We start from the raw sequence: 23952 nt of genomic DNA on the forward strand, positions 1-23952 counted from the left end.
GCGCTCAGGTGCCGACGACGGTCAGCGACAGCCACAGGGCGGTCACGGCCGACACCAGCGCGGCCGGTACCGCGAGCAACCCGAGCCGGGTGAACTCCCCGAGCCCGACCCGTTGCCCGTCCTGCTGGACGATCCGCCGCCACAGCAGGGTCGCCAGCGACCCGGCGTAGGTCAGGTTGGGGCCGATGTTCACGCCGATCAGCACCGCCAGTACGGCACCGGGACCGGACCCGGCGGTCAGGGGCAGCAGCACCAGCACGGCGGGCAGGTTGTTGATGAGGTTCGCCAGCACCGCGGCCAGCACGGCCACGCCCAGCAGCGTGAGCAGCCCAGATCCGTCGGGCAGGACACGGCGCAACGCGTCGGCGAGCCCGTGGTCGACGACCGCGCGCACGACGACGCCGAGCGCGAGCACGAACGCCAGGAACGCCGGAGCCGCGGACCGCAGCACCGTGAGCGGCGTGGCCCGCCGCCGCGCCAGGGCCCGCCCGGCCAGCACCAGCGCACCGGCCAGAGCGGCCCACGCCGGCGCGATGCCCACCGCGGACGCCACGACGAACCCGGCCAGTGTGCAGCCGACCGTGACGAGGGCGAACAGCGGGAGCGGTTCGGGACGCGGCCCCGGATCGGGGGAGGGCGGAGGGACCGTGAGTTCCTCGTCGAAGAAGCGCCGGAACACCAGGTACTCGGCGGCGATGGCGACCAGCCAGGGCGGTGCCATGAGCGCCGCGAAGCGGGTGAAGCTCAGCCCGCTCGCGGTGAAGGCCAGCAGATTGGTCAGGTTGGAGACCGGAAGCAGCAGCGAGGCGGTGTTCGACAGGTGGGCGCACGCGTACAGGTGCGGCCGTGCCTGGACGCCCATGCGGGTGGCGGTGGCGAGCACCACAGGAGTCAGCAGGACGACGGTGGCGTCCAGACTGAGCACGGCCGTGATCACGGACGCCAGGGCGAACACCGCGGTCAGCAGCCGCGTGGGGCGCCCCGCGGCCCAGCGGGCCATCCACGCCCCGCAGGCCGTGAAGAGCCCTTCGACGTCACAGAAGTGGGCGAGCACCAGCACGGCGGCCAGGAAGCCGACCACGGGCCCGAGCCGCTGGATCTCCTCCCAGGCGTGGTTCGGCGAGATCACCCCGAGGGCGATGGCGAGCCCGGCGGCGGGCACCGCGAGCACGGCCTCGGGCAGGCCCTTCGGGCGGGCGACGGCCCAGACGAGGACGGCGGCCAGCAGCGTCACGGACAGGACTTCGGCGAGCGGGGTGTTCAGGGCGGGGTCCTCCGGAGCGTGATCTGGCCGTGCCCGCCCATGAAAGCAGGCGTTGGTAAGAGAGCCGCCGTCGGCCTGTCCTGCTCAGGGGCCCGTCTCCGATCGCGGACATCGGCAAGGGTGCGGTCGGTCTGTCCTGGGCAGGGCCCGTCTCCGATCGCGGACATCGGTAGGGGTGCGGTCGGTCTGTCCTGGGCAGGGCCCGTCTCCGATCGCGGACACCGGCAAGGGGTGCCTCCTGCTCGGGCCGCACGCCCGCCGGATCGGGAACGCGCGTTCAGATCTCTTCGTCGAGCAGGGCCAGCTCGGCCCAGATCGTCTTGCCCTCGACGGTGTGCCTGCTGCCCCACCGCTGGGTGAGCTGGGCGACCAGGAGCAGCCCGCGGCCGCCCTCGTCCCAGGTCTTGGCCCGGCGCAGGTGCGGCGCCGTGTGGTTGGTGTCGGACACCTCGCAGATCAGCGTGGCCGCGTCATGGATCAGCCGGAGCCGGATGGGCGGTGCGCCGTAGCGGATGGCGTTGGTGACCAGTTCGCTCACCACCAGCTCGGCGGTGAACGTGGCCTCGAGCAGCCCCCAGCGTTCCAGCTGGTCGACGACCTGCTTGCGGATGGGGGCCACCAGCGCCGGGTCGGCCGGTATGTCCCAGGTGGCGACCTGGGCGGACGGCAGGCCGCGGGTGCGGGCCAGCAGCAGGGCCACGTCGTCGCTGGAGCCGCCCGGCGGGAGCAGGGTGTTCAGCACGCGGTCGCAGGTCTCGTCCAGGGAATCGGCAGGCGCCGACAACGCCTCGCGGAGCATCCGGCCGCTCGCGTCGACGTCGCGCTCTCGGCTCACGAGCAGCCCGTCCGTGTGGAAGGCCAGGATGCTGCCCTCCCGCAGCTCCACCTCGGCGGCCTCGAACGGCAGTCCTCCGACCCCCAGCGGGGGCCCCGAGGGCAGGTCGAGCTGGTGCGCCGGACCGCCCGGCGGCACCAGCAGGGGCAGGGGGTGCCCGGCCCGGGCCAGGGCGCAGCGCCGGGACACCGGGTCGTACACCGCGTACAGGCAGGTCGCGCCCACCTCGCCGGTGCCGTTGTCCCCGCCGGACTCCTCGGACAGCCGGACGACCAGGTCGTCGAGGTGGGTGAGCAGCTCGTCCGGGGCCAGGTCGATGTCGGCGAGGGTACGGACGGCGGTGCGCAGCCGGCCCATGGTGGCCGAGGCCTGGATGCCGTGGCCGACGACATCGCCGACGATCATGGCGACCCGCATCCCCGACAGCGGGATCACGTCGAACCAGTCGCCGCCCACGCCGGAGCGCGTGGCCGGCAGATAGCGGGAGGCGGCCTCCACCGCCGCCGTGTGCGGCAGGGTGCGGGGCAGCAGGCTGCGCTGCAGGGTGAGGGTCGTCTCGCGCTCGCGGGAGTAGCGGCGCGCGTTGTCGATGCAGACGGCGGCCCGGGCCGTGACCTCCTCGGCCAGCAGCACGTCGTCGGGGGTGAACGCCTCGGGGCGGCGGAAGCGGGTGAAGACCGCCACACCGAGGGTCGTGCCCCGGGCCTGCAGCGGCACGGACATCGTGGAGTGGATGCCGTACTCCTGGACCCGCTGGAAGCGCACGGGGTCCCAGGCGAGCCAGCGTTCGAGGTCGCCGGACGCGCCCGTGGCCACGACCGTGTGCCCGGCCATCAGGGAGGCGGCCTGCGGGGAGTTCTCCGGGTAGACGTCCACCTGCCCGGGCTTGGCGACGGCCTCGGGGCTGCCCCTGTTGACCGACTGGTGGGCGCACCGGCGCAGGCTCAGCGGCGGGACCGGTGGCCCGGCGGACTCGCCGCCGTACTCCCGGGGGTCGAGCAGGTCGACGCTGACGAAGTCGGCGAGCGCCGGCACGCAGACGTCCGCCAGCTCCTGGGCCGTGCGGGTGACGTCGAGCGTGGTGCCGATGCGCACGCTCGCCTCGTTGACCAGCAGCAGCCGCTCCCGCGAGCGGTACTGGTCGGAGAAGTCGTGGGCCGTCACGCACACGCCGCGCACTTGACCGGCGCCGTCGGTGATCGGGGCCATCCTGGCCAGCCAGGCGTGGGCCCCCCGGCTCTCACCGGTCGCCTTCATGTACGTCTGCATGTCCTGCCGCCGGCCGGTGTCGAGCACCCGGCGCAGATATTCCTCGAGCTCGGCGTTCTGCGGCCGGCTGCCGACGTCGGTGGGCTTCAGACCCAGCATCCGCGCTGCGGGCAGTCCCAGCAGGTCCGCCATGGCGTCGTTGAGGCCGCGCAGCCGCAGCCTCTCGTCGAAGATCATCGTGGCGCAGGGCGACTGCGTCAGGGCCATGCGCACCATTGGATCGTCCGGCAACCCGTCCCCGCCGGCCTCCGGCGGGGACACCGCGAGCCAGTCGGTCGCCTCCGGTCCGTCGGGCGGCCTGCGGTGGGCGAGCACCCAGACGGACACCGGGTGGCCGTCGCGGTGGCGCAAGGTGAGCGTGCCGCTCCAGCGGGAGTCGCCCGCCACGGAGGGCGGCTCCGCGCCGTCGGCCAGCAGCGCGGCGGCCGGGCGTCCCACGACCTCGGCGGCCGTGTGGCCCAGCAGACGGCGGGCGCCCTCGCTCCACTCGGTGAGCGTGCCGTCGGCGGCGATGACGGCACGGGCGGCCACGCCATCGTCGAACGCCTCGTCCGGGCTCATCGTCGCGACTCCATACGGACACTCACAGTGAACAGGGAAGTCAGTTGAGTTCCAGCGTAGTCCGTAGGTGCCCGGCATGGATCGGTAACCCCGCTGCCGGCCCCCAGGCCGGGGTGAGGCGCACATCCGGCCGAAGTGATCGCCGGCTCAGAAGGATGCTGACGCACCCTTGACGATCGTCCATGACGCTTCGACAGAATCTGTTTGTTCGCGATCAGTTGTGAGTACTTTTGGGCCCCGATGAGGGAGAGTCTCCATGTCGGTCATGCGTAGATCCTTCTTGCTCGCCTCCGCGGCCGCGCCCGCGGCCGGAGCGCTGCTCGGCGCCCCGGAGGCGTGGGCCGACGGGGAGGCGCGCGGCACGTCCGGCCGCTGGACGGTCGCACTCCGTGACGGCTGGCGCTTCGTGCTGGTGAACCCCGGCGGCATCACCGACCCGACCGGCGCCTACGCCGACGCCCACCTCCCCGGATACGACGACTCCGGATGGCGCGAGACGGCCGTCCCGCACGACTGGAGCATCGAGCAGACCCCCACCACCGAACACGGCACCACCAGCGGCACCGGCTTTCTGCCCGGCGGCCTCGGCTGGTACCGCCTGGCCTTCACCCTCCCGCCCGCCCTCGCCGGCCGGCGCGTCTCGGTGGAGTTCGACGGCGTCTACATGGACTGCACCGTCTACTGCAACGGCACGGAGGCCGGCCGCCATCCCTACGGCTACACCGGCTTCGCCCTCGACCTCACCGACCTGGTGCACACCGACGGCACCACCGAGAACGTGATCGCCGTCGAGGTCCGCAACCGGCTTCCCAGCAGCCGCTGGTACTCGGGCAGCGGCATCTACCGCGAGGCCCGCCTGGTGATCACCGAGCCGGTGCACGTGGCCCGCTGGGGCACTCGCGTCACCACGCCCGAGGTCTCCGCCGAGCGCGGCGTCGTCCGGGTCGCCACCTCCGTGGTCAACGCCTCCGGCGAGACCGCGGACGTCGAGGTCGTCTCCCGCATCACCGACCGCAAGGGCCGCACGGTCGCCCGTACCTCCTCCACCGCCGCCGTCACCGGCGAGCACACCGAGACCCACGAACTCACCGTCCGGCGGCCCGACCTGTGGGACTTCGCGACACCGCACCACTCCATCCTGCACACCGAACTGCGCGTCGGCGGCAGGACCACCGACACCTACCGCACGGTCTTCGGCTTCCGCACCTTCCGCTTCGATCCGGACGAGGGTTTCTTCCTCAACGGCACCCACCACAAGATCAAGGGCGTCGACCTCCACCACGACCTCGGCGCGCTGGGCGCCGCCGTCAGCATCGACGCCGTACGCCGACAGCTGGAGATCATGCGCTCCATGGGCGTCAACGCCCTGCGCACCTCCCACAACCCGCCCGCGCCCGAGGTGATCCGGGTCTGCGAGGAGCTCGGCGTCATCATGCTGGTGGAGGCGTTCGACTGCTGGCGGACCGGAAAGAACCGGTACGACTACGGCCGCTTCTTCGACGAGTGGTGCGAGCGGGACGCCACGGAGATGGTGCTTGCGGCCCGCAACTCGCCCGCCGTGCTGGCCTGGTCGATCGGCAACGAGGTCCCCGACTCCACCTCGACCGCCGGCCTCGCCATGGCCGACCGGATCATCGGGGCGATCAGGGCCGCCGACGACACCCGCCCGCTGGTCATCGGCTCCGACAAGTACCGCCGCCTGCCCGCCAAGGGCTCCGCCGCCGACCTGATGCTGGCCAAACTGGACGGCCTCGGCCTCAACTACAACACGGCCAAGTCGGTCGACCAGCTGCACGCGGCCTACCCGCACCTGTTCCTCTTCGAGTCCGAGTCCTCCTCGGAGACCTCCACCCGCGGCACCTACCAGGAGCCCGAGCACCTCAACACCGGTGAGAACCACACCCCGGGCAGACGCTCGACCTCGTCCTACGACAACAACCTCGCGTCCTGGACGATGAGCGGCGAGTACGGCCACAAGAAGGACCGGGACCGGAAGTGGTTCGCCGGGCAGTTCCTCTGGTCCGGCATCGACTACATCGGCGAACCCACCCCGTACGACGTCTTCCCGGTCAAGGCCTCCTTCTTCGGTGCGGTCGACACGGCGGGCTTCCCGAAGGACATGTACCACCTGTTCCGGAGCCAGTGGACCAGCGAACCGATGGTCCACCTGCTGCCGATGACCTGGAACTACGAGAAGGGCGACACGGTCGAGGTCTGGGCGTACGCGAACGTCGACACCGTCGAGCTGTACCTCAACGGCAGGTCCCTCGGCGTACGGCGGTTCGACACCAAGAAGACCGTCGACGGCCGCACCTACCTGGAGACGACCGAGGCGACCGGCGACGACAAGACGTTCACCGACGGCCCCCACCCCGGCAGCTACACCAGCCTGAACGGCAGCGCCGGAAAGCTCCATCTGACCTGGCGGGTGCCCTTCGCGCCGGGCGAGCTGAAGGCCGTCGCACGGCGGGGCGGCGAGGTGGTCGCCACCGACGTGCTGCGCACCGCCGGAGACCCGCACGCGATACGCCTCACCGCGGACCGCGCCTCCGTCGCCGCGGACGGCCGCTCCCTGGTCTTCGTGACCGCCGAGGTCGTCGACCGGCACGGTGTGGTGGTGCCCGGTGCGGAGCACCTGCTGTCCTTCGCCGTGACGGGCGGCTCCCTCGCCGGGCTCGACAACGGCCGTCAGGAGAGCGCGGAGCGCTACCAGGCGAGCACCCGCACCGCCTTCCACGGCAAGGCCCTCGCCATCGTCCGGTCCGGCACGAAGGCCGGCGCGGTGAAGGTGACCGCCCGCGCGCAGGGCCTGCGCACCGGCACGGCGACCGTACGGGCCACCCGGGCCGAGGACCGCGCCGAGACCGCTCCGGCAGCCTTCCGGCCCGAGCACCCGGCCCCCGCCGACCACCCGCTCGCGGACGCGAGCTACTCCGGACGCCCGGACACCCTGCCCGCCGCCATGCTCGACGGCGACCCGGCCACCGGCTGGTCCAACGGCTTCTTCAAACAGGCCACGCCCCTGTTGCCGGCCTTCGACGGGGCACGGGCCGAGGACTGGGTCTCGGTCGACCACGGGCGCCCCCGCGGCTTCGACCGGGTGGACGTGTCCTTCACCGTGGACGCAGCGCACAGCCTGCCCGCGGCGATCGAGGTGGCGGTCTGGGACGGCCGCGCGTGGCAGGCGGCGCGGGACACCGCGATCGGCTGGGCGACCGCCTCCGACGTCCCCACCGTGATCACGTTCGAGGCCCTGCGGGGCTCCGGGATCCGGCTCACCCTGACGAGCCGCCACCCCGGCGAGCCCCGGGGAGCGATCCGCATCAGCCGCCTGGACACCCCGGCCGCCTGAAGCCCCGCCACCACGGTCCGGACGGGTGGCGAACAGCCAGTCCTGTCCGGACCGTTGACGAGGCGTCACATCTGCCACAACCATGGCCTGCGTCCGCATCTGGGAGCGCTCCCATGCCGAGCGCCACCCGCACCTCCGACGAGGAGCCCAGACGTGAAACGACGCAGAACCGCCCTGCTGTCCCTGACGGCCCTGCTGGCGGCCGCGCTCACCGCGCTGCCGTCGGCGCCTGCCGGGGCCGGCGAGGTCGAGCAGGTCAGGAACGGCACCTTCGACACCGACACCGCGCCCTGGTGGACGACCAGCAACGTCACCGCGGGCGTCTCCGAGGGCCGGCTCTGCGCCGACGTCCCCGGCGGCACCGCCAACCGCTGGGACGCCGCCGTCGGGCAGAACGACATCACCCTCGTGAAGGGCGAGTCGTACCGCTTCTCCTTCAGTGCGACCGGGACGCCCGCCGGGCACGTGGTGCGGGCGATGGTGGGCCTGTCGGTGTCGCCCTACGACACCTACCACGAGGTGACACCGCAGCTCAGCGTCTCCGGCGACCGCTACTCCTACACCTTCACCTCGCCTGTCGACACCGCGCAGGGCCAGGTCGGCTTCCAGCTCGGCGGCAGCGCGGACGCCTGGCGCTTCTGCATGGACGACGTCTCGCTGCTCGGCGGCGTGACGCCGGAGCCGTACGAACCCGACACCGGTCCCCGGGTGCGCGTCAACCAGGTCGGCTATCTCCCGGCCGGCCCGAAGAACGCCACCCTGGTCACCGACGCGACGGCCAGGCTGCCCTGGCAGCTGAAGAACTCCGGCGGGACGGTCGTCGCCCAGGGCACGACCCTGCCGCGCGGGGTCGACGCCTCCTCCGGGCAGAACGTCCACTCCATCGACTTCGGCGCCTACCGCACCAAGGGCACGGGCTTCACGCTCGTCGCCGACGGCGAGACCAGCAGGCCCTTCGACATCGGCGCGAGCGCCTACGAGAGGCTCCGGCTGGACTCGGCGAAGTACTACTACACGCAGCGCAGCGGCCTCGCGATCCGCGACGACCTGCGGCCCGGCTACGGCCGCCCGGCCGGTCACGTGGGGGTGGCACCCAACAAGGGCGACACCGCCGTGCCCTGCCAGCCGGGCGTGTGCGACTACACCCTCGACGTCAGCGGCGGCTGGTACGACGCCGGCGACCACGGCAAGTACGTCGTCAACGGCGGCATCTCCACCTGGGAGCTGCTCAGCACCTACGAGCGCGCCCGGCACGCCCGCACCGGGCAGGCGGGCAGACTGCGCGACGGCACGCTCGCCATCCCGGAGAGCGGCAACAAGGTCCCGGACATCCTCGACGAGGCACGCTGGGAGCTGGAGTTCCTGCTGAGGATGCAGGTGCCCGACGGCAGGCCCCTGGCCGGCATGGCCCACCACAAGATGCACGACGAGCAGTGGACCGGCCTTCCGCTGCTGCCGAGCGACGACCCGCAGAAGCGCGAACTGCACCCGCCGTCCACCGCCGCCACCCTGAACCTCGCCGCCACGGCCGCGCAGGCCGCCCGTCTGTACCGCCCCCATGACAGGGCGTTCGCCGACAAGGCCCTGGCCGCGGCCCGCAAGGCCTGGTCGGCCGCGCTCGCGCACCCCGACCGCCTCGCCTCCGACAGCGATGGCGTCGGCGGCGGTGCCTACGCGGACGGCGACGTCACCGACGACTTCTACTGGGCGGCGGCCGAGCTGTACCTGTCCACCGGGGAGAAGCGGTACGAGGAGTACGTCCTGAGGTCCCCGGTCCACACGGCCGACCTCTTCAAGCCCATCGGCTTCGACTGGGCCCGCACCGGCGCGGCGGGGCGGCTCGACCTCGCGACCGTGCCGAACAAACTGGCCGGCCGGGACGCGGTGCGCCGGTCCGTCGTCCAGGGCGCCGACCGCTACCTGGCCACGCTCACGGCACACCCGTACGGCATGCCGTACGCACCCGACGGCAACACCTACGACTGGGGCTCCAGCCACCAGGTCCTCAACAACGCCGTCGTCCTCGCCACCGCGTACGACCTCACCGGCGCCTCGAAGTACCGGGACGGCGCGCTGCAGAGCATGGACTACATCCTGGGCCGCAACGCGCTGAACATCTCCTACGTCACCGGCTACGGCGAGGTCAGCGCACAGAACCAGCACAGCCGCTGGTACGCCCACCAGCTCGACCCCGCTCAGCCCAACCCGCCGAAGGGCACCCTCGCGGGCGGACCGAACAGCGGCATCCAGGACCCCTACGCGCAGAGCAAACTCCAGGGCTGCGTCGGCCAGTTCTGCTACATCGACGACATCCAGTCCTGGTCGACCAACGAGCACACGATCAACTGGAACGCCGCCCTGACCCGCATGGCCTCCTTCGTGGCGGACCAGGCGTAGCCAAGGGCAGGAACCGGGCAGCCGCCGTGTGCCGGGGAGTCCGCCGGGAGGACGCCTCCGGCACGCGCGCGTAGCCTGGTGTCATGCCAGCGGTGCGGGTCGACGGCATCGAGGTCGCGTACGACCGGGTGGGCCAGGGGCCGCCCCTCGTGCTCGCGCACGGCGCCACCGCGGACGCCCGGCTGTTCCGCCCCCAGACCGAGGACCTGGCCGACGAGTTCACCGTCGTCGCCTGGGACGAGCCGGGCGCGGGACGCTCCTCCGACGTCCCCGCCCCCTTCACCCTGGCCGACTACGCCCGCTGTCTGGCGGCCGTCATCGAGGACGTCGACCTCGGCCCCGCCCACGTCCTCGGCACCTCCTGGGGCGGGACCGTCGTGCTGGAGCTCTACCGGCACCACGCCGAGCTCGTCCGGACGCTGCTCCTCGCCGACACCTACGCCGGCTGGAAGGGGTCGCTCCCGGCGGCGGAGGTGCGGTCCCGGGTCGAGGGGGCGGAGCGCATGCTCGCGGTCCCGGCCGAGGCGTTCGCACCCACCATGCCGGGACTGTTCGCCGGGCCGCCACCCGCCGAAGCCGTCCGTCTGCTGTCGGTGATGTCGGCCGACACCCGCGCCCAGAGCATGCGGACCGAGCTCACCGTCATGGTCGAGGCGGACCTGCGGGATCTGCTGCCGAAGATCGAGGTGCCGACGCTCCTGCTGTGGGGCGAGCTCGACGCCCGCTCACCCGTGGAACCCGTCGCCCACCAGTTCCTCGAAGCGGTGCCGCGGGCCACGCTGGTCGTACTGCCGGGCATCGGGCACCTCAGCAACCTCGAGGCTCCGGAGCCGTTCAACCGGACCGTCCGGGAGTTCTGCCGCGCGCACTCCTGACCGGTCGCCCGGTCCCGCCGCCCCCGCCCGCCGCCCTCACGCAGCCGCCCGGGGCAGGTGGGCGAGCTTGTCCGGGTTGGCCACGACGTAGATGCCGCGCACCCGGTCGCCCTGCGGGGTGAGGTCCAGGACCAGGACGGCGAAGGGCGCGTCACCGTCGAACAGCACCGCGGCGTCGTCGCCGTTCACCCGCCGGTAGCGCCAGACCGGATGGTCCGGGCCGCCCCGCCCGGCGGTGAGCAGACGGGCCACCTTGTCCCGGCCGTGCACCGGGCGCAGACCGGCCCGCCTGCGCTTGCCGCCCGCGTCGGTCCACGCCGTGACGTCCGGCGCCAGCACCTCCATCAGCTCGGCGATGTCCCCGCCGAGCGCCGCCCGCACGAACCGCTCGGTCGCCTCCCGCCGCACCCGCGGATGCGCCTCGTACCGCGGCCGCCGGGCGTGCACGTGCTCCCGGGCCCGGTGCGCCAACTGGCGTACCGCGGCGGGGGAGCGGTCGATGATCTCCGCGATCTCGGCATGCGGGTAGCCGAACACCTCACCCAGCACGAACACGGCCCGTTCCAGCGGGGTCAGCGACTCCAGGACCACCAGCATCGCCAGCGACACCGACTCGGAACGCAGCGCCGGGCCCTCGGCGGTCTCGGCGCCCTCCGCGGCGACCAGCGGCTCGGGCAGCCACGGGCCGACGTACGTCTCCTGCCGGCGGCTGATCACGGCACGGCGGCGCAGCGCGTGGTTGACGGCCACCCGCACGAGATAGGCGCGCGGATTGTCGACCCCGGCCAGGGGAGCACCCCCGCCACGGGCCGTCCAGGACAGCCACGTCTCCTGCAGCACGTCCTCGGTGTCGGCGACACTGCCGAGCACGTTGTAGACGACGCCGAACAGCAGCTCGCGGTGGTCGACGAACACCCCGGTCGCCGCGTCGAGCGGGGCGTCGGTACGGGGTGCGGGGATCTCGGTCATGCGGGGGCCTCCCTCGGGCACGCTCACCACTGCGAGCCGGACAGGGCCGCGGAATGTGACATGCCGCGCACCGATGTGACCCACCTCTCAACCGGGGCGCCCGTCCCGGTACCGTCAGCTGTCCTCCCTGACCTGGGGATATTTACGCGCCAGTACCCGAGCGGTACCGTGAAGGCATGCCAGCTCTCAACGTGGAGTTCAGCGACCGCGAACTTGAGGACCTCAGGCAGATCGCCAAGGAGCGCGGTACGTCCATGAAGGCGCTCGTGCGGGAGGCGGCCGCGGCCGACATCGCCCGTCACCGGGCGCTGCAGGAGGGCGCGGAGGCCTTCCGCCGGTTCTTCGCCACCCACGCCGACGAGTTCGCCGCCGCCTTCCCCGACGACGAACCGCCCGCCAAGGGCGAAGGGCGGGCCGCCTGACCCATGGCGCCCCTGATCCACATCGACGTGCCCTGGCTGCTGCAGCGCCACGAAGAGGTCCTGCCGGACCAGCCGACGGTCAACGACTTCTCCGCGCTGGTCGCCGCCGTCGCCCGGCACCGCGTCGACCCGCCGCGTCTCGGGGTGAACTCCGACCCGGCCTGGCGGGCCGCCGCGCTGCTGCACGCGATCACCGTGCTCCGGCCGCTGCCCTCGGCCAACGCCCGCTTCGCCTGCGCGACCGCCGTGGCGTACATGTTCGTCAGCGGCGCCGGCATCGACCCGCCTTACGGCGCCCTCGTCGACCTCGCCCGCGACCTGCTGTCCGGCGCCACCGACGTCTACGGCGCGGCGGACCGGCTGCGCTCCTGGCAGATCTGAGGAACCGGGCCGGATGCCCGATTCACACAGGCCGCAGGGAAATGTCGAAAGCGGGTGCGAGCCGCGTGCATACGTTCCCCGTTTCTGACTTTCTGTCAATGGCGGGGATGTTGTCCGGGCGCCTTGTTGGCCGTGTGGGGGTTGTGCAAGAGTGAAACGCACGTGCGGGGGGAATGGCTGGGTGTCGCACGTGATTTGTGGACCGCGTCCGATTCGCCGTCGGTGAATTCGCACCTCCCGCGCCGCGCCAAAAAAGGTACGCACCAACCGGGCTTCCTTTTTCGGCGCCAGGTCTTCTGTGTGTCACATGCGTGGGAAGGAACCATCTCAGTGCCCACCCCCCACCCCCCTCGCCCCCCGTATCCCCCGCCCGGCGGGGATCCGGGGGAATCCGATGAATCACTCGCCGCACCGCTGAGAGGCAGTCCGGAGGGCGAGGTCGCCGCCCATTCCGTCGCGCTGCTGATGGCGCGGCACTACCAGCCGGTGCACGACTACGCGGTCATCTGCCTCGCCTCGTCGGCGCAGGTCGCCGAGATGGTGACCGGCACCGCCTTCCACCGGACCCTCAACCGCCTCGCCTTCGGCGAGTCCGCCGTCGCGCTGCGCCCGGCCCTTCTGGTGACCGTGCGCGACACGATCCGCGAGTGGTCCGGCGACGATCGAATATCAGCCGTTCTGCCTGCATTGCAGAAACCGGCCGGTGGGCGCGGACTGCGCGCGGCGACCTCCATGACGCCCGAAAATCGAACCCTCGCGGAGCGGGCATTCCAGGCACTTCCCGCGGGCGCGCGCTGTTTGCTCTGGCACGTCGAGGTCGAGGCAGATCCTTTAACCGTCCCGGCCGGCCTGCTGGGCATGGACACGGACATCGCCGCGGCGGCCCTCGAACAGGCGCGGGACAAATTCCGCGAAGGCTGTGTACGCGCCCATCGCGAACTCGCGCCGACCCATGATTGCCGGTTCTACAACCGCCTCCTCGACGTCCCGATCCGCCGGGGAGGCGCACTGCTGCCGGACGTCCAGCAGCATCTGGACGAGTGCCGATACTGCCGGCACGCGGCGGAACAACTCAGCCACTTCGAGGGCCCGCTGGGGCAGTTGATCGCCGAGGCGGTGCTCGGCTGGGGTTCCCGCCGCTACCTCGACTCGCGCCCGGGACGGGCTCCGCACGGCACCCGGGGCGCTCGCGCGGGCCGGCGCGGCGGACGGCGGGGCGGCGGACGGCACGGGCTGCTGTCCCGGCTCCCCGTGCCCGCCCGCCGGGTTCCCGAGACGCTGCGCACCCCGCGCGCGCTGCTCTCGGGCGTCGGCGCGGTCTCGGCCGGGGTGCTGGCGACGGTGCTCATCATCAGCGCGTCCTCCTACGACGGCGGGGAGGCCGACCCGGCCGGCTCCAACAGCGCCGCCGGCGGCAGGGGCTCCACCTCGGCGACGCCACCCGGCACCGCCGGTCTTCCCGCGGCCCAGGGGGTGACACGGCTGCGCAACACCGGTGCCGACCTGTGCCTGGACATCCGCGACCTGCCGAAGGAGGGCTCGGGTACGAAGCTGGCGCAGTGCTCGGCGGTGTGGACCCAGCAGTGGACGTACGAGGACGACGGGCTGCTGCGCAGCGTCGCCGACCCCGGGCTGTGCCTGGACTCCCACAAGGACGCCGGTGTCGTCGTCCTCGGCACCTGCGCCGACGAGGATGCCGAACGGGGCGACGACGTGCGCTACGACCTCACCGTGCAGGGGGAGCTGCTGCCCCGCTGGGACGAGCGACTGGCCCTCACCCCGGCCGACGACGACCCGGACGCAGACCTCGTCGTCAAGGTCCGCGACCGCGCCTCCGACGCCCAGCGCTGGCAGCTGGAGCGGCTGCCGACGGCGGAGGGCTCCCTGTCGATCGAGGAGCAGGACGACCCGGCGGCCCGGCAGGTGACCCTGTCCGGGGGCCGCACCGCGTGACGAGGTCCTCCGGGCCCTGAGCGGGGCTGCGCGGCGAACGCGCCGCGCAGCCCCGCTCCTCACACCGGATCCTCGACGAGGTCGGCCGGTCCGACCGTGCTCGGCGTGGCATGGCCCGACAGGGCGAGCGTCAGGTCGAGTTCGGCGAGCAGACAGCGGATGACGTGCTCGACGCCGGACCGGCCGTCGAGGCCGAGGCCGTAGACGTACGGGCGGCCGACGAGCACCGCGCGGGCGCCGAGGGCGAGGGCCTTGACGATGTCGTCGCCGGTGCGGATGCCGCTGTCGAAGAGCACGGTGAGCCGGTCGCCCACGGCCTCCGTCACGCGAGGGAGGGCGTCGGCCGCAGCGACGGCCCCGGCCACCTGGCGGCCGCCGTGGTTGGAGACGACCACGCCGTCCATGCCGGCGTCGGCGGCCAGGCGTGCGTCGTCCGGGTGCAGGACGCCCTTGAGGACGATCGGGCCGTCCCAGTTCTCCCGCAGGAACGCCAGGTCCGGCCAGCTCTTGGCCGGGTCGGAGAACATCCCGACGAAATGCATCACGGCCGCGTTCGGATCCTCGTGCACCGGCTTGGCCAGACCTGCCTGAAAGGCCGGGTCAGAGAAGTAGTTGGCCGTGCCGACCCCGTGCAGGAACGGCAGGTACGCCTGGTCCAGATCGCGCGGCCGCCAGGACAGCAGCGGCGTGTCCAGGGTGACGACCAGGACGGTGAACCCGGCCGCCTTCGCCCGGTTCAGGAAACTGCGGGCCACCTCCGGGTCCTTGGGCCAGTACAGCTGGAACCAGCGCTCGGCGTCGCCCATGGCTTCGGCGACCTGCTCCATGGGTGTGCTGGACGCGGACGACAGGATGTACGGCACGCCCTGCGCGGCGGCGGCCCGGGCCGCGGCGGACTCGGCGTCCGGGTGCATGATCGACAGCACTCCGACCGGGGCCAGCGCGAGGGGTGCCGGCAGGGCACGGCCCAGCACCTCGACCGACAGATCCCGGTCGTGCACGTCGCGCAGCATGCGCGGCACGATCCGGCGGCGCTCCAGGGCCGCCCGGTTGGCGCGGGCCGTACTGCCGTTGCCCGCGCTGCCCGCCACGTAGCCGACCGGGCCGGGCCCTAGCCGTTGTTCGGTGAGCTCCTCCAGCCGGGGCAGGTCGGTGGGCAGCCGCGGCACGGCGCCCGTCATCCCGTTCAGATAGATCTCGTACTGGAAGTCCGCCCAGTGCTTGCCCACCGTACGCCCCGCCTCTCGTCGTCTCCTCGTCGAGACCGTGCCGTAGGGGCGACGATACCGAGCGGTATGCGCTGCGGTGGGTCAGGGGCGGGCCGCTGCCTCGTGCAGTACCCGGGCCAGTGCGCTCGGCTGCGAGAACATCGGCCAGTGGCCGGTGTCCAGCTCCACCAGCTCCCAGCTGTCACTTTCGAGCAGCGCGGCCACCGCCGGCATCGGTTCGTCGCCGTCCAGGAGGCACTTCACGTACGTCGCAGGCAGTTCGTCCAAGGGGCGGTCGAGGACGGCCGGTTCGGTGAGCGTGATGCCCGGGTGCGGGGTCGCCCCCACGATCCGGGCGATCTGCTCGTCCGTCAGCCCCTGCCCCGCGTACTCCTCGGGGCCGAGCGGTGGCCAGTAGCCGCCCTGTGCGTCGATCGTCCGCCGTACGTGCTCGCTGGGCCAGCCCGACAGGAACGACTCCCCGTCCACCGGCACGTTCGCGTCGACGAACACCACGCGCCGCAGCCGGTCGCCGATCCGCTCGGCGGCCTGCCCGACCGGAACGCCCGCGTAGCTGTGCCCGACCAGGACGACGTCCCGCAGACCGAGCCGCTCCACCTCCCCGACGATGTCCCGGACGTGGGTCTGCTGTCCGGCCGGCTGTGTGTCCCGTCTCTCGGCGAGGCCCGACAGCGTCAGCGCATGGACGTCATGCCCGGCGCCGCGCAGCTCCGCGGCCACCTCGTCCCATGCCCACGCCCCGAGCCATGCCCCTGCCACCAGTACGAAGTCGGTCATGCCCGCAACGTAGCCGAGGGGTCTGACAACGCCTCACTCCTCCGCGTCCGCCCGCGGTGCGGGGTCGGGCTCGGCGTCCGGGCCCTGGGCCCTGACGCGCTGCACGTGTTCGAGGGACTCGCGCAACTCGGCGAGCCAGTCGTCCGTATGGCGCTGGACCAGGCGCACGCACCAGGCAAGCGCGTCGCTGCGGCTGCGGGCGACGCCGCCGGCGATCAGGGTGTCGAGGACCTGGCGTTCCGGCTGGCGCAGCCGTGTCATGACGGGCGCGGCCACGTGTGTGAAGAGGGTCCGCCGCCCGCCGCACTCCACGCCCCAGGACACCTTGCGGCCGAACCGCTGCTCGGCCTCCCGGGCCACGGCCATCCGGTCCTCACGGGTGCGCTCACGGAACTCCTGCGCACGGCTCTCCAGGGCCGCGTCCCGCTCGGCGGCCGGGGCGTCCCCGGCCAGCCGCGGTGCGGGGATGCGGCCGATGACGGTGATCTCCTCGCGGTCGACCGAGATCTCGGTCAGCTCCTCGAAGAGGTCGTCGGGCAGGCGGCCGGCGAACCAGCCGCGGAGCTTCTCTCGCTGCTCTCTCGTAATCATGTAATGACGATTACTCGACCGGCCCATGAACACAAGGGGTCACAAAGCAGTCGGCCGAGAGCGGAATCGGAATGTTTCAGGCCTATTAACGAACCCGCGGCAATCGGCCATCTGGCCGCTTCGCGCTCCCGGGAACCGCGCAGTTACGGGCTTCACGCACGCCGATTCCGTAACTTCACGCCACTGTTTCAATACGCAAGGTTACTGAAACCCATGGGGTCGATGTGTGTTTCCGCTGTGGACTCGGCAGACTCGCGCTCGCCGCTCCGGGCACCGACCGAGCACGGGACGGCACACCCTGTAATCGATGCGGAAGGATGCACACAATGCGGACCACCGCGCGCTGGGCCATGACCATCGGCATGACGGCCACCGCCGTCTGCGGACCCCTCTCGGGGGCCGCGCTCGCCGCTCCGGGTCAGGCCCCCACCGCGCTCTACGCCCCCTCGGCCCTCGTTCTCACAGTGGGCCACGGGGAGAGCGCGATCGAAGCGACTCCGGAACGCGCGGTCACCCTGACCTGTGCCCCGACCGCCGCCGGAACGCACCCGGCGGCAGGCGCGGCCTGTGCCGAACTGCGTGGCGTCGGCGGCGACTTCGACGCCCTGACCGCGAGGGGCGGCGTGATGTGCACCAAGCAGTACGACCCCGTGGTCGTCACGGTGGACGGCGTATGGCAGGGCAAGCGCGTCTCCTACGAGCGCACCTTCTCCAACGACTGCATGAAGAACGCCTACGGGACGGGAGTCTTCTCCTTCTGAGAGGGCTGAGCCCACAGACCGGGATCGCACTGTACCCGTGAAGCACAGCGGGCCGTGGCTGGGGAGCCGGGCCGTTGTCACGAGGAGTCGCGATCTCGCGCAAGGGGGCCGGCGGGCGGAGTGGGGCCGCCCGCCGGCCCCTGGGACGTTCCAGGCCCAGGCTCTCACGCCCGGTCCGGCGCCCGGGCTCTCGTGCCCGGTCCTGGTGGCGTCGGGGCTCTCACGCCCGGTCGCGGTGGCTCGTGTCGCACCACGGGTAGCGGCGGCTGCGGCGGCAGGTGCACAGGGCTACGCGGAAGCGGTCGGAGGAGACGATGGAGCCGTCCTCCAGCTCCACCTCCACCGGGCCCTCCATCAGCAGCGGGCCCTTGCGCTGGACGCTGACGCGGCGCGGCGCCGCGGAGCGGTCAGACGGGGAGTTCGGCACGGACGACCACCAGCTCTTCCTTGTCCTCGGCGGCGGACAGCAGCCCCCGCTCCCGCAGCCAGCGTTCCCGGCCGCGCAGTACGGGCCCGAGCGCGATGCGGTGCCGACGGGTCACCGCGGCCTTCAGACCCGCCGAGCGCAGCCGCCCGACGGTCAGGTCCGGCCCGCTGAGCGCCGACTGCACGAGCAGCAGCACCCCGCCCGGGCGCAGCAGACCGGGCGCCTCGCGGCAGATCCGGTCGACGACCAGCCGCCCGTCGGCACCCGCGTCCCACGCGCGGGCCGCGCCCCGGGGAGGCCTGTGATGGCCGTCCGGTGACGGTACGTAGGGCGGGTTGGCCAGGATCAGGTCGAACTTCTTTCCGCGCACGGGCTCGAAGAGGTTCCCGTGCCGGATGCGGACCGGGAGTCCCGCGAGCCGGGCGTTCAGCCGCGCGACCCACACGGCGCTCCAGGACACGTCCACGGCGGTCACACGGTTGCCCCGGCGCGCGGCCTCCAGGGCCAGGGCGCCACTGCCGGTGCCCACGTCGAGGACTTCCGCGCCGGGAGGCAGCGTCTCGTCGGCCAGGGCACCGGCCAGCAGCTCGGTGTCCTCCTGCGGGGCGTACACGCCCGGGAGTACCAGTGCAATCACGGACGCCGGGTACCCCAGAAATCAGGAGATATGGGCTTCTTCCAGGTCAAGTGGAGCATGCAGTGACGAACGAGATGCGCGCCAGTCGGCGAGGAGCCGGGCGCCGAAGCGTTCCTCCACGAGCTCCGTGGCGTCGATGCCGAAGGCGACGTCCGAGGCGAGATACGGCTCGCCTTCCAGCAGTCCGTCGATGACCTCGTGCCGCACCACCTGCTCGTGGACCGCGTCCGCCTCGACGTGTTCGTCGTAGAAGTGCTCGGCGGCCGGTCCCGCGCCGGTGCGGCGCATCGCCTCGGCGAGCCGCCGCGACCCCGGTGACGAGGTGATCTCCACCGTCGCGAAGTGCCCGACCAGGGCGCCCCTGAGGGCGCGGTGCAACCCGAAGAGGGACATCATGTTCACCGTGACCAGGGCCTGTGCGCACGCAGCGTCGAGATAGCGGCCGTAGGCGGTGTCCAGGCCCAGGTCCGCCATCAGGTCGGCGAACAGGCGGGCGTGCACACGCTCCGCACGGCCGCCGCCCCACTCGTCGAACTCCACCGCCGCCATCGCCGCCTTGGCCCGGCCCCACAGCCGCGGCAGCACCCAGGCGTGCGGGTCCGCCTCCTTGAGGTGGTAGAGGGAGCGCTGGGCCGCGTACTCGCGCACCTGCCACAGCTCGCCCTCGGCACACAGGAAGTGGCTGACGCCCGTGCTCTCGACGGGCTCGACCAGCAGCCCGGCCAGCGCCTCGTCCACGCTGTCGTGGACGTGGGCGTCGCTGCGCAGGGCGGACAGGAAGCGGTGCTCCATGGCCGCGCGGACGCGCAGCAGGTCCGGGTCCCACTCACGTTCCGGGGGAACGCCCGCGAAGCCGCGGTAGTGCAGCTCGTAGCACAGATAGAGGGCGAGCTGGAGGTCGTCGCCGTACACCTCGGCACGGGCGACCTCCTCCAGGCGGGGCAGGCGGCCGACGCCCCGCATATAGGCGTCGACGCCCCTGCTCAGCGGTCCGCGCGGGGTGGGAAGTAGTGGTCCTTCGTGCTCCATGCACGCCGGGTACCCGCCCGGCGACCCGGGTCACCCGCCAGTGGCGTACGCCCGGGGGAAGCGGCCGGCAAGATCACGGTCGCCCCGGGGCGACCGGACGGGCCGTGGCGGCGAAGCTGCCCGGTGTGGCCCGAGTGCCGGATGCGCTGCCGCCCGGGCCCGCCCGGTTCCCGTCAGTCCCCCTCGGACTCCTCCTGCGCGCGGGTGTTGGGGGTGATGGCCTCACCGGCCTCGCCCCGGTGGCGGCGCTCCTCGGCGGAGTCACGGGTGCGGTTCTCGGCGTCCTCGACCTCCCGCAGCACCTCCTCGAGTGCCGTCTCGGCCGGCTTGCCGTGCAGGTCCTCGTCGCGGTGGTGATCCTGGTGCTGGGACACAGAGGGCTCCTTTCCTTGTGCGGTAGGTCCGTGCGGTGGAGTGGTCAGATGGAGGACCGGGCGATGCGCAGCGGCACCGGGTCGGCGGGGGCGGCCTCCTCGCTGCTCCTCGCGATGTCGGCCCACCAGGAGGGGCCGTCCTCGATGTGGCGGAGCAGCACGCCCTCGCGGATCGCCCAGGGGCAGACCGTGACGGCCTTGATGCCGGTCAGCTTGAGCGCGGTGTGCCCCACCACCGCTCCGGCCAGGCTCTGTGCGGCGCGCGGTGCGGAGATGCCGGGCAGGTGCGCGCGTTCGGCGGCGGGCAGGGCGGCCAGCTGCGTGATCGCCGTCCGCAGGTCGGAGCGGTGCATCTGCCGGTCCACGAAGGGTCCGTGGCGTCCGGGCGCGGCACCGCACAGCCGGCCCAGCTGCTGGAAGGTGCGGGAGGTGGCGACCGCGGTGCGCGGGCCCTCCCAGCGGATCCGCGCGGCGACGTCCCGCAACTGGTGGCGGACCTTGCGGCGCAGCGCCCGGACCCGCTCCGGCGACGGCGGGTCCTCGTCGTCGAAGAACTCGTGCGTCAACCGCCGCGCCCCCAGCGGCAGCGACGCCACGAAGTCCGGCAACCGGCCGCGTCCGAAGGCGACTTCGAGCGTGCCGCCGCCGATGTCGAGCAGGGCGAGCGGTCCCGACCGCCAGCCCATCCAGCGCCGGGCCCCGAGAAACGTCAGCTCGGCCTCGACCTCGCCCGGCAGGGTGCACAGGTCGACGCCGGTCCGGGCACGGACGGTGCGCAGCACCTCGTGCCGGTTCGGGGCGTTGCGCACCACGGCGGTCGCGAACGCCGGCGGGTCGGCCGCGCCCCAGCGGGCGGCGGTCCTGCTCGCCTCGGCCACTGCGTCCACCAGTTGTGCCACGGCCCGTTCCGGGATGGGTCCCCCTGGTGTGACCTGCTCGGACAGCCTCAGTCGCCATTTGGCGGTGTGCACGGGCAGCGGCACCCCGTCCGCCGCGTCCGCGACCACAAGTCTGACCGTGTTCGATCCCACGTCCACCACGCTGATTCGCATGGGCGGTGGGTACCCATTTACCGGGCGGGTCAACAGCTCGCACACTGCGCGGGGGACGCGCCCGCGGCAGGGGAGAGGGGGCCGCCGCGCCCCCGCGCACGACGGCCCCGGCACTCCCGGTCGGTCACACGTGCACTTGGCGTCACCTCTCAACATGCGGCCCGTCCCCTTCAGCCTGCGCCGCCCTCCCCGGAACGGCAACGCGTGGTGGACAGGGTGCCCGGGCGTGCCGGAATCACCTGGCTGACCCCGGGCTCTGGGCTTGGCAAGCTCGTATGCTCCGACTCCAGTTGCCTTACTGGCCTGCGGCTAAGAGGTTTTTGGCCTTGGCGCGACTCGCCCCTGGGATTCATAACCCGTCGGCTGTCCCGATCGCGGGACGCGGCCATTTGCAGCTAACGGATTTTGCCCATCACTGCGCCGATTGCAGACCGCACGTCGCCCGGTCCCGACAACCTGGCGACACGCTGGGCGCCGTTCAATTACTGAATGTGCATTCGTCTTAACATCCGGTGAGGAAGTGATCGACGCCTTCGGGCGGCAGAAGGCGAGAGAAATGATCGCACGAAGAGACGTGATCGCAGCCGGGGCCGTTGGTGGGGCGGCCCTGGTCCTTCCAGGATCCAACGGGGCGGTGGCGCTCCCACAGGGGACCGCGGTGGCCCCGGGGATCGGGTCTGCCGCCAAATTCCCAGTCCCCACCCTGGACCCCACGACCATCCCGAAATACGTCACCACCTTGGTAATCCCCCCGGTGATGCCGAAGGCTCGCCACCCGCAGCGGCACGGCATCGACACGTACGTCATCGGCGTCCGGCAGTTCAGCCAGCAGGTATTGCCGCCTTCGCTGCCGTCCACCACTGTGTGGGGATACGGCTCGCTCGGGGACGACGACACGTTCAACTACCCGTCGTTCACCATCGAGGCCAGGGTCGACCGGCCTGTCCGGGTCACCTGGGTGAACGATCTCGTCGACAGCCAGGGCCGTTTTCTCCCGCACTTGCTGGCGGTCGACTCCACCCTGCACTGGGCGAACCCGCCGGGCGGCAAGGCCGGGCGCGATTCCCGGCCGACGTTCACATCGACGCCGGGTCCGTATACCGGCCCCGTGCCGATCGTCACTCACCTGCACGGTGGCCATTCCACCGAGGAGAGCGACGGCTACAGCGAAGCGTGGTACTTGCCACGCGCGAACAACATTCCTCCTGGATTCGCTACCGTGGGCTCGTTCTACAACGAGTTCCGGGAGAAGTTCGCCGATGAGCACGGCCTGAAGTGGGACCCGGGTACCGCGACCTTCCAGTATGCCAACGACCAGCGGGCGGCGACTCTCTGGTTCCACGATCACTCCTTGGGTCTGACCCGGCTCAATGTCTACGCCGGGCCCGCCGGGTTCTATCTGCTGCGCGGCGGCGACTGCGACCTGCCCAAGGGGGCTCTGCCCGGACCGGCGCCCGCCTTCGGCGATCCGCCGGGCACCCGATACCACGAGATCCCCCTGGCCATCCAGGACCGCTCGTTCAACTCAGACGGCTCGCTGTTCTACCCCACGAGCCGGGAATTCTTCGACGGGTTCGCGGGTCCGTACATTCCCACCACCGATGTGTCCCCCATCTGGAACCCCGAATTCTTCGCCAACACAATCGTGGTCAACGGCCGGACATGGCCAAAGCTCGAGGTCGAACCGCGCCGCTACAGGCTGCGCTTCCTCAACGGATGCAATGCCCGGTTCCTCATCCTGAAGATCGCGGACAGCCCGACCGCCCGGCCGGCACAGTCCGCCGTACCGTTCTGGCAGATCGGCAACGAAGGCGGGTTCCTGCCCGCCCCGGTGCAGCTGGAGCGGCTGCTGTTGGCCAACGCGGAGCGGGCCGACGTCATCGTCGACTTCACCGAGATCCCGGAAGGGACCGAGCTGTACCTCATCAACGAGGGCGCGGACGAGCCCTTCGGCCGGGGCGAACCAGGCGTGGACTTCCCCGTGGCAGATCCGGCCACCACGGGGCAGGTGATGAAATTCGTGGTCGGCCCGCTGGCGAGCAAGGACACCAGCGTCCCGCCGGATCGGCTCAGGCTGCCCAGGGTCAGGCCACTCGGCTCGGCGAGCGTCACCCGTCGACTCTCCCTCAACGAGGCGAACTCCAGCAGTCCCCTGGTGCCACCTGGAACGCCGGTCCAGAACTTGCTCGGGACGGTCGACTCCGCCGGCAATCCGGTGTTGCTCGGCTGGGCCGACCCGGTGACGGAGAACCCGAGGCTGAACGCAACCGAAACATGGGAGCTGCACAACTTCACTGTGGACGCCCACCCGATCCACATCCACGAGGTGGCGTTCGAGGTGGTGAACCGGCAACCGTTTAACGGGTCACCCATTCCGCCGGAGAGCTGGGAGCGTGGCTTCAAGGACACCGTGATCGCCTATCCGGGAGAAATCACCCGGGTGAAGGCCCGGTTCGATCACCCCGGTCGCTTCGTCTGGCACTGCCACATCCTCGAGCACGAGGACAACGAGATGATGCGGCCGTACCACATCGGAGGCAGGCGCAAGAACGACCACTGACAGGTCGGCGCCCGTGGTCGGTCACAGCATTCAGGCCACCACGGGCGCGGTTTACCGCACACAGGGCACGGCAGATCAGGAAGAGGGCGACGCATGGCCTGATCAACTTCGGTTGGCCTTTGAACCCACGACCTATTCGTCCCGAAGTCCGTGCTCGTCCGCCGTCGTTCGTCGACGTTGTCACGCAGTTGGACACTCACCGGATGCGCGGATCAGCGGCAGATCAACTGCGGGTGC

19 protein-coding genes are annotated in these 23952 nt (G+C 71.8%); 8 read left to right on the plus strand and 11 right to left on the minus strand.

The genetic code is table 11. The annotated features are described in order from the left end of the window. Positions 1-4: 4 nt before the first annotated feature. Together AB0937_RS34900 and AB0937_RS34905 are read right to left on the minus strand one after the other, a co-directional pair. On the minus strand, positions 5-1234 hold the full coding sequence (locus tag AB0937_RS34900) for an SLC13 family permease (protein ID WP_366717644.1): 1230 nt from the start codon (positions 1232-1234) through the stop codon (positions 5-7). Positions 1235-1541: 307 nt separating this feature from the next. Next, positions 1542-3929 (minus strand): SpoIIE family protein phosphatase, encoded by a 2388-nt coding sequence (locus AB0937_RS34905; RefSeq protein ID WP_366717646.1) that lies wholly within the window; start codon positions 3927-3929, stop codon positions 1542-1544. Between the two features lie 256 nt (positions 3930-4185). Between AB0937_RS34905 and AB0937_RS34910 the strand changes: the two genes are divergently transcribed. The 3 genes from AB0937_RS34910 (at position 4186) to AB0937_RS34920 (ending at position 10553) form a co-directional block, all read left to right on the plus strand. Beyond that, positions 4186-7281 carry a glycoside hydrolase family 2 TIM barrel-domain containing protein gene (locus AB0937_RS34910; protein WP_366717648.1) on the plus strand — a complete coding sequence of 1032 codons (3096 nt, stop codon included), beginning with the start codon at positions 4186-4188 and terminating at the stop codon, positions 7279-7281. A gap of 153 nt (positions 7282-7434) precedes the next feature. Continuing rightward, positions 7435-9678, plus strand: a complete 2244-nt coding sequence (locus AB0937_RS34915) for a glycoside hydrolase family 9 protein (protein WP_366717650.1) — start codon at positions 7435-7437, stop codon at positions 9676-9678. A gap of 83 nt (positions 9679-9761) precedes the next feature. Next, entirely contained in the window at positions 9762-10553 is a 792-nt protein-coding gene (locus tag AB0937_RS34920; RefSeq protein ID WP_366717652.1) for an alpha/beta hydrolase, read from the plus strand. 36 nt (positions 10554-10589) lie between these two features. On the opposite strand, the gene AB0937_RS34925 is transcribed toward AB0937_RS34920, so the two are convergent. Continuing rightward, a complete protein-coding gene (locus AB0937_RS34925) occupies positions 10590-11522 on the minus strand; it encodes a sigma-70 family RNA polymerase sigma factor (RefSeq protein WP_366717654.1) in 933 nt (310 codons plus the stop codon). A gap of 176 nt (positions 11523-11698) precedes the next feature. Here AB0937_RS34925 and AB0937_RS34930 point away from each other — a divergent pair, with 176 nt between their 5' ends. The 3 genes from AB0937_RS34930 to AB0937_RS34940 all read left to right on the plus strand — a co-directional run bounded on the left by AB0937_RS34930 (position 11699) and on the right by AB0937_RS34940 (position 14278). After that, positions 11699-11944, plus strand: a complete 246-nt coding sequence (locus AB0937_RS34930) for a hypothetical protein (RefSeq protein ID WP_030845137.1) — start codon at positions 11699-11701, stop codon at positions 11942-11944. A 3-nt stretch (positions 11945-11947) separates the two neighbouring features. Further along, complete coding sequence (locus AB0937_RS34935; RefSeq protein WP_366717656.1) at positions 11948-12325, plus strand: toxin Doc; 378 nt, start codon at positions 11948-11950, stop codon at positions 12323-12325. 330 nt (positions 12326-12655) lie between these two features. Beyond that, complete coding sequence (locus tag AB0937_RS34940; RefSeq protein WP_366717658.1) at positions 12656-14278, plus strand: RICIN domain-containing protein; 1623 nt, start codon at positions 12656-12658, stop codon at positions 14276-14278. Between the two features lie 59 nt (positions 14279-14337). Here the strand turns inward: AB0937_RS34940 and AB0937_RS34945 are convergent, their stop codons facing one another. From AB0937_RS34945 to AB0937_RS34955, 3 genes are all read right to left on the minus strand, one after another. After that, a complete protein-coding gene (locus tag AB0937_RS34945) occupies positions 14338-15507 on the minus strand; it encodes a lactate 2-monooxygenase (RefSeq protein WP_366717660.1) in 1170 nt (389 codons plus the stop codon). Between the two features lie 81 nt (positions 15508-15588). Next, positions 15589-16284, minus strand: coding sequence for an alpha/beta fold hydrolase (locus AB0937_RS34950; protein ID WP_366717662.1), 696 nt, complete (start codon positions 16282-16284; stop codon positions 15589-15591). A 33-nt stretch (positions 16285-16317) separates the two neighbouring features. Next, positions 16318-16875, minus strand: coding sequence for a hypothetical protein (locus AB0937_RS34955; RefSeq protein ID WP_366717664.1), 558 nt, complete (start codon positions 16873-16875; stop codon positions 16318-16320). A gap of 326 nt (positions 16876-17201) precedes the next feature. Here AB0937_RS34955 and AB0937_RS34960 point away from each other — a divergent pair, with 326 nt between their 5' ends. Then, complete coding sequence (locus AB0937_RS34960; RefSeq protein ID WP_366717666.1) at positions 17202-17636, plus strand: protease inhibitor; 435 nt, start codon at positions 17202-17204, stop codon at positions 17634-17636. Positions 17637-17856: 220 nt separating this feature from the next. On the opposite strand, the gene AB0937_RS34965 is transcribed toward AB0937_RS34960, so the two are convergent. The 5 genes from AB0937_RS34965 to AB0937_RS34985 form a co-directional block, all read right to left on the minus strand. After that, positions 17857-18063 carry a CDGSH iron-sulfur domain-containing protein gene (locus AB0937_RS34965; RefSeq protein WP_366717668.1) on the minus strand — a complete coding sequence of 69 codons (207 nt, stop codon included), beginning with the start codon at positions 18061-18063 and terminating at the stop codon, positions 17857-17859. Further along, positions 18044-18700 carry a HemK2/MTQ2 family protein methyltransferase gene (locus tag AB0937_RS34970; protein WP_366717670.1) on the minus strand — a complete coding sequence of 219 codons (657 nt, stop codon included), beginning with the start codon at positions 18698-18700 and terminating at the stop codon, positions 18044-18046. Before AB0937_RS34970 ends, AB0937_RS34965 begins: the two co-directional genes overlap by 20 nt. Before the next feature lie 21 nt (positions 18701-18721). Further along, positions 18722-19729 carry an iron-containing redox enzyme family protein gene (locus AB0937_RS34975; protein ID WP_366717672.1) on the minus strand — a complete coding sequence of 336 codons (1008 nt, stop codon included), beginning with the start codon at positions 19727-19729 and terminating at the stop codon, positions 18722-18724. Between the two features lie 173 nt (positions 19730-19902). Beyond that, the gene (locus tag AB0937_RS34980) at positions 19903-20103 is read right to left on the minus strand and encodes a hypothetical protein (RefSeq protein ID WP_366717674.1); all 201 of its coding nucleotides are present in this window, start codon (positions 20101-20103) and stop codon (positions 19903-19905) included. Between the two features lie 44 nt (positions 20104-20147). Next, positions 20148-21155, minus strand: a complete 1008-nt coding sequence (locus tag AB0937_RS34985) for a Ppx/GppA family phosphatase (RefSeq protein WP_366717676.1) — start codon at positions 21153-21155, stop codon at positions 20148-20150. 520 nt (positions 21156-21675) lie between these two features. Here AB0937_RS34985 and AB0937_RS34990 point away from each other — a divergent pair. Continuing rightward, entirely contained in the window at positions 21676-23715 is a 2040-nt protein-coding gene (locus AB0937_RS34990; protein WP_366717678.1) for a multicopper oxidase, read from the plus strand. The last annotated feature ends 237 nt before the right edge of the window (positions 23716-23952 follow it).

Source organism: Streptomyces sp. NPDC047880 (genome assembly GCF_040706515.1).
Lineage (GTDB): Bacteria > Actinomycetota > Actinomycetes > Streptomycetales > Streptomycetaceae > Streptomyces.

Excerpts from the sequence above, each read along its gene's own strand:
- AB0937_RS34905 (WP_366717646.1), bottom strand. The coding sequence starts at position 3,929 with ATGAGCCCGGACGAGGCGTTCGACGATGGCGTGGCCGCCCGTGCCGTC.
- AB0937_RS34910 (WP_366717648.1), top strand. The coding sequence starts at position 4,186 with ATGTCGGTCATGCGTAGATCCTTCTTGCTCGCCTCCGCGGCCGCGCCC.
- AB0937_RS34920 (WP_366717652.1), top strand. The coding sequence starts at position 9,762 with ATGCCAGCGGTGCGGGTCGACGGCATCGAGGTCGCGTACGACCGGGTG.
- AB0937_RS34925 (WP_366717654.1), bottom strand. The coding sequence starts at position 11,522 with ATGACCGAGATCCCCGCACCCCGTACCGACGCCCCGCTCGACGCGGCG.
- AB0937_RS34930 (WP_030845137.1), top strand. The coding sequence starts at position 11,699 with ATGCCAGCTCTCAACGTGGAGTTCAGCGACCGCGAACTTGAGGACCTC.
- AB0937_RS34935 (WP_366717656.1), top strand. The coding sequence starts at position 11,948 with ATGGCGCCCCTGATCCACATCGACGTGCCCTGGCTGCTGCAGCGCCAC.
- AB0937_RS34950 (WP_366717662.1), bottom strand. The coding sequence starts at position 16,284 with ATGACCGACTTCGTACTGGTGGCAGGGGCATGGCTCGGGGCGTGGGCA.
- AB0937_RS34955 (WP_366717664.1), bottom strand. The coding sequence starts at position 16,875 with ATGATTACGAGAGAGCAGCGAGAGAAGCTCCGCGGCTGGTTCGCCGGC.
- AB0937_RS34960 (WP_366717666.1), top strand. The coding sequence starts at position 17,202 with ATGCGGACCACCGCGCGCTGGGCCATGACCATCGGCATGACGGCCACC.
- AB0937_RS34975 (WP_366717672.1), bottom strand. The coding sequence starts at position 19,729 with ATGGAGCACGAAGGACCACTACTTCCCACCCCGCGCGGACCGCTGAGC.
- AB0937_RS34985 (WP_366717676.1), bottom strand. The coding sequence starts at position 21,155 with ATGCGAATCAGCGTGGTGGACGTGGGATCGAACACGGTCAGACTTGTG.